The organism is Kaarinaea lacus (assembly GCF_975902315.1).
In genome coordinates this window covers 1-5,078 of the sequence record NZ_CDLKIE010000188.1, presented here as the reverse complement: position 1 = coordinate 5,078, position 5,078 = coordinate 1, and the positions used below count along the sequence as shown (strand labels likewise).

Annotated in this window: 4 protein-coding genes; 2 read left to right on the top strand and 2 right to left on the bottom strand. The window is 44.2% G+C overall.

The window, feature by feature from the left end; genetic code table 11:
- Positions 1–42: 42 nt before the first annotated feature.
- Both ACWVCM_RS05465 and ACWVCM_RS05460 read right to left on the bottom strand, forming a co-directional pair.
- On the bottom strand, positions 43–2,109 hold the full coding sequence (locus tag ACWVCM_RS05465) for an ATP-binding protein (protein ID WP_455200709.1): 2,067 nt from the start codon (positions 2,107–2,109) through the stop codon (positions 43–45).
- Between the two features lie 537 nt (positions 2,110–2,646).
- Complete coding sequence (locus ACWVCM_RS05460; protein WP_455200708.1) at positions 2,647–3,507, bottom strand: delta-class carbonic anhydrase; 861 nt, start codon at positions 3,505–3,507, stop codon at positions 2,647–2,649.
- 334 nt (positions 3,508–3,841) lie between these two features.
- On the opposite strand from ACWVCM_RS05460, the gene ACWVCM_RS05455 reads away from it, so the two are divergent.
- Together ACWVCM_RS05455 and ACWVCM_RS05450 are read left to right on the top strand one after the other, a co-directional pair.
- Complete coding sequence (locus tag ACWVCM_RS05455; protein ID WP_455200707.1) at positions 3,842–4,351, top strand: GlcG/HbpS family heme-binding protein; 510 nt, start codon at positions 3,842–3,844, stop codon at positions 4,349–4,351.
- Between the two features lie 47 nt (positions 4,352–4,398).
- On the top strand, positions 4,399–5,078 hold a 680-nt coding region (locus ACWVCM_RS05450; protein WP_455200706.1), incomplete at its 3' end, for a UvrD-helicase domain-containing protein.

Sequence of the window (5,078 nt, the reverse complement as noted above, 5' to 3'; positions counted from 1 at the left end):
GCGATGGCGGAAGCGTTTGCGAATCTAAAAAAATAGCGCCAACTAACTCGCCGAGTTTATTTTCAGCTCAATAATATTTTCGCCGCTGCGTTTTATTCCTTCGTAGATACGCTCGCTCGTCTGGCTGATTTCATTTATAAATACTTTTGCCGCTTCGTAGTTCTCACTGAATATTTGAAACTCGGCCTTACCTGCCAGCTCAGTCAAAACACTGTATCCGAATCCGCCGCCCATACCTTTAAGATTGTGCAACCCGTCTTTAAGTGTAACCCAGTCTTTATCTTCATAAGCACAGTTTAGTTTAGTGAGCATATCTGGAAGTTCTGAAACAAATTTTTCCACCAGGTCTGAAAAAGTTGGATCTTCGTTTAGCAAGGTGGAAAAAATAGGATCGCTGGATTTAGCCGGTTGTTCGATTGCCTGCAGATATCTTGATGTCATGGAAAAAAGCTTGTCTCTTGGGATAGGCTTGCTTAAGAAATCATTGCAACCGGCATTGATACACGTCATTTTGTCTTCATTGGTGGCATTAGCGGTCAGGGCCACAATGGGCTGATCGTAGCGTTCCTGACGCAACTTTTTAACTGCGTCTACACCTGACAACACGGGCATTTGCATATCCATGTAAATAAGATCATAGTGGTTTTGTTGCGCCATCTTTACTGCGACATCACCATTTTCTGCAATACTGACGTCGGCGCCCATTTTACGCAGCAACATTGAAAGCAATTGCTGATTTGTTTCATTGTCTTCGGCCAACAGTATGCAGCCTGACAAAGCTACTTCCCCTACACTGCTGGTTTCAGATTCTTTCGCTGGTACTAATTGCTTCAAACTGTGCACAAATTGTGTATTTTGCAATGATCCACTAGCGATTTTTAAGATAAACCTGGATCCTTTTCCTGGTTCACTCTGCACCTCAATTGCGCCCCCCAGTTTTTCTGCTAAGCGCTTCGATAAGCTCAACCCAAGGCCGGTACCGCCAAAACGTCGCGTAATGCTGGTGTCGGCTTGCTGAAATGGTTTGAATAATTTCTCCAACTGTTCTGCTGTCATACCAATGCCAGTGTCTTTAACAACGAACTGCATGGCCTGGTTGCTGCTATCACAACTAACTGTAATGGACACCGACCCCTGTTCCGTAAATTTAATGGCGTTACTGCAAAGATTTATCAGAATTTGCTTTAGCCTGACCGGATCAGTACCAAAAGCTGTTGGCAATGGAAAGTCATACAACAAGTTAAATTCCAGGTTTTTGTTCTCAGCTTGAGGTCTGACCAGGGATTCCACATCTAATAACAGCTGGAACAAATCCACGGACATATATTCCACGTCCAGTTGCTCAGCCTCTATTTTAGAAAAGTCCAGGATATCGTTTATGATATTCAGCAAATGATTACCGCTACGCACAATAGTCTTTAGCGCAGTACTACGTTCCTGCAAGGTCTGATTACCATCTAATGACACTTCAGCGTATCCGATAATAGCCGTCAAGGGAGTACGAATTTCATGGCTCATGTTTGCCAGGAAAGTGCTTTTTGCCTTGTTAGCGGAATTGGCGGCGTGTAACGCGCCTTCGATAATATGTAATAGTTTGGCAACATATACCGGGATTAAAAACAACCAAAGCAGCAGGCCTATGCCAAGTACAATATTTTCATGCCAATAGTCACTGAACAATAACACCGATGAAAAACACGCCACACTGGCAAGATGGGAAAATTTTAAATATCGGACACCGTAACGGAGTCCATTAGCGATAGTGACCCACAGATAGCCGCCGTAACCAAGCGCACCCACGGAACCGCCCAGCACAAGACAATAAGTAATGAAAAAAAGATCGAGAAACATTCCGATCTTTCGCATCAACACTTTAGAGGCTGGATAAAATACAATGGAAGCCAGGATCGCGAAGGCGCCTGCAGAAAACGCGCTTACACCATATACGATATAGACACTGACGCCACCGAACCAGCCGGTGAAATAGATACTGGTAAAAAAAGGAAAAAATACCACAGCAAACAAAACACGTATTGTGGCCTGCTGGCGCTCCGAATCCTGTCTATTGGATAGCTCGGATACAAATTGTGAAAAGCTGTGTACTGTCAAAACAATACCTTAAGCAACTGAAATCACGGTTTTATTGAATCTGTACTGATCCCTGCCATTCCTGTTTTCATCGGATTCAAAATAGCGGGAACAGGGGCAATACTAAACATTTCTTACCGGTACTTTTATCGTCCGGCAGAAAGATGCACTTGAATTCCTAAGTTAGTATTTAGACAAATATATTACGCTTCAGGGACAAACAAGCCGGCATGCTGATGGGAAATACTGTGTAGACGAAATCGGCGAGCGAATTACAAATTACAGGCTCCGAAATAACAACGATTTCGGCTTACGGTAATAATGTTTCAAATAACAACTCACAACACTTATACAACGAACTTACAGCTTTTATTAGTAAATCAACTTACTAACTGTCGTGCAGAGTTAATACAACAATTTCCATCAATTGTTAAAAAGCCATACCAACCGAAGTTAGTATGGCCTACTGCTTTACAACATGGGGAATTCGTAAACATAATTTCCAAATGATTACGACTATTCGCAACTGTTGAATATTGCGATAGATTTAATCCGTCGCTAGATTTCGGAAAGAAGACCCGGATTGGTCACCAGGTTTCTTACACCGTGCGCATGGTCTTCTTTGAAAACATTGCTTTTACACCAATCGCCCACAGTCTCAATATTAACCCTGGCGACTTTGGGACGAACGCTCCAGGTAACCTGAAAGGGAGAACCTTTTTCATTGTATCCGGGGCCTGTGGTTGATCCAGCATACTGAACCGGAGTGCCCGTATTATTTGGGATATTTAATGCCTGGTGTAGACCATTTTTCATGTCGTGCCTGGTCAGCTTGCCAAAGTCGAGCGCATTTTTATCATTAACCAGGACGTACACCTGAGTCTCTACACGTAACTGGGGATTGTTGATCGAATCGTTCAGGCAGGAGCCTAAGGTAGGGCCCGGCTTGATCTGTGCGGTTGAGTGAACGTAGTGAACTTCAATAGTGTCTCCCGGAACAAGGCCACCATGTTTACTCGGGCAGATTTCTTTGTTGACCGGATTTAGCTCTGCAGCACCAAGATTACCAGAGTATTTATAGCCGCTCTGATATCCGTGACCATCACCGTTACCAACGTACGTGCTAAACTCACCACCCTTATGTTCAGCGTTCTTGTGAAAATGAATATTGCAGAGATTCATCTCTGTATAAGAGGGCGCAGCGTGGAACACAACCTTGTTTTTGCCAGCACTTGAGTCAATGTCGCGCGGAGATTGAGGCCCAAATCCTTTGTCTTTTGTATTTTTTGCCAGCATGTCTCGCTGCTTGCTAATCACCTTGTCAGAGACCTGGCTATGGGCATCGGAAACTTTTTCTCCAGCAATAGCGCCCGTTGAAAGAACTGACGCCATAAAGACAATCGAAACAATCTTCTTCATTAAACCATTTCCTCCCGTGTTATTGTAATTACTGTCATGTTATTTAGACTCGTTATAAAACAATGACTTCGACGCTACCAACGAGCGCCATAAAATAAAACTATTTATACATCAGGTCAACATATTTCGTTTATAACGACAAAGCACACGACGATGGTACGCTTATCTTTATTGGTACCTAACAAAATCATTGATGAATTAGACTTCATTTAAACTTTTACGAAGTCGATTGATCAAAGTCATTCGTGAGCTATTTATAACGACTATTATTGAGCAGTAATTTTTTCAACAGTTCTTACTTGATAAAACACATTTACCTTGAGGGCATTTCATAATGAAAAAACAAATCGCTTTCTTTCTGGCAATTTTCAGCATCATCGGCATGAACCAGGTTATCGCTGCAGAAGAACAACCTACTGTTGTAGACATTAAGCGCATGTCACTGGATGTTGCACTCCGTATTGCAAAGGCCACCATCGATCAGTGCAGAAAAGAAGGTGTTCAAGTGGCAGTCACAGTGGTTGATCGTGGTGGACACCCACAGGTGGTATTGCGTGATGTGCTGGCCCAGGATTTAACTTTAACGATTAGCCGAATGAAAGCCTACACGGCTATGTCTTTTAATATGAAAACTTCTGCAATGGAAGGTCGATTCACCTCCCCCTTTTCCATTGGTAAGGTGGATGGCATCGTTGTTTCCGCCGGTGGTGTTCCGGTTACGGCCAGTGGCAACATCCTGGGTGGCGTAGGTGTCAGTGGCGCACCTTCCGGAAAGACCGATGAAAAATGTGCTCAGGCGGGCGTGGATGCCGTAGCCGACGACTTAGAAATGGCCACCATGTAAACAAATCTTACTGCAATCATCCGTGGCGGATCTGTTAAAATGCCGCCATGGATGTATCCTACATATTAGAAGACCTCAATGACGCGCAGCGTGATGCGGTATGTACTCCATCACAAAATACCCTGGTTCTAGCTGGGGCCGGGAGTGGTAAAACCCGCGTATTGGTCCATCGCATCGCCTGGATTATCCAGACAGAAGGTGTATCCCCTTTCAATGTTCTTGCAGTAACTTTCACCAATAAAGCCGCTGGTGAAATGCGCTCACGTATTGAACAATTATTACAAATGCCGGTAAGTGGTATGTGGGTTGGTACGTTTCACTCTCTGGCCCATCGTCTGCTTCGATTGCACTGGCAAGACGCAGGATTACCGCAAAATTTCCAGATCCTTGACAGTGATGACCAGTATCGTGCGATTCGTCGAGTTTTAAAAAACCTCGAACTGGACGAAACCCGCTGGCCACCCAAACAGGCCCAGTGGTTTATTAATGCGCGCAAGGATGAAGGGCAAAGACCAGAACATATCGATACTTATGGCGATCCCTATCAGCAGCAAATGGTGCGCATCTACCAGGCCTATGAAGAATTTTGCCAACGTGCCGGTGTAGTGGATTTTGCGGAACTGTTGTTCCGTGCGCATGAATTATGGTTGAAACATCCCCGCCTGCTGGAACATTATCGACAGCGCTTCAGCCATATACTGGTTGATGAGTTTCAGGATACCAACTC

Excerpts from the sequence above, each read along its gene's own strand:
- ACWVCM_RS05460 (WP_455200708.1), bottom strand. The coding sequence starts at position 3,507 with ATGAAGAAGATTGTTTCGATTGTCTTTATGGCGTCAGTTCTTTCAACG.
- ACWVCM_RS05455 (WP_455200707.1), top strand. The coding sequence starts at position 3,842 with ATGAAAAAACAAATCGCTTTCTTTCTGGCAATTTTCAGCATCATCGGC.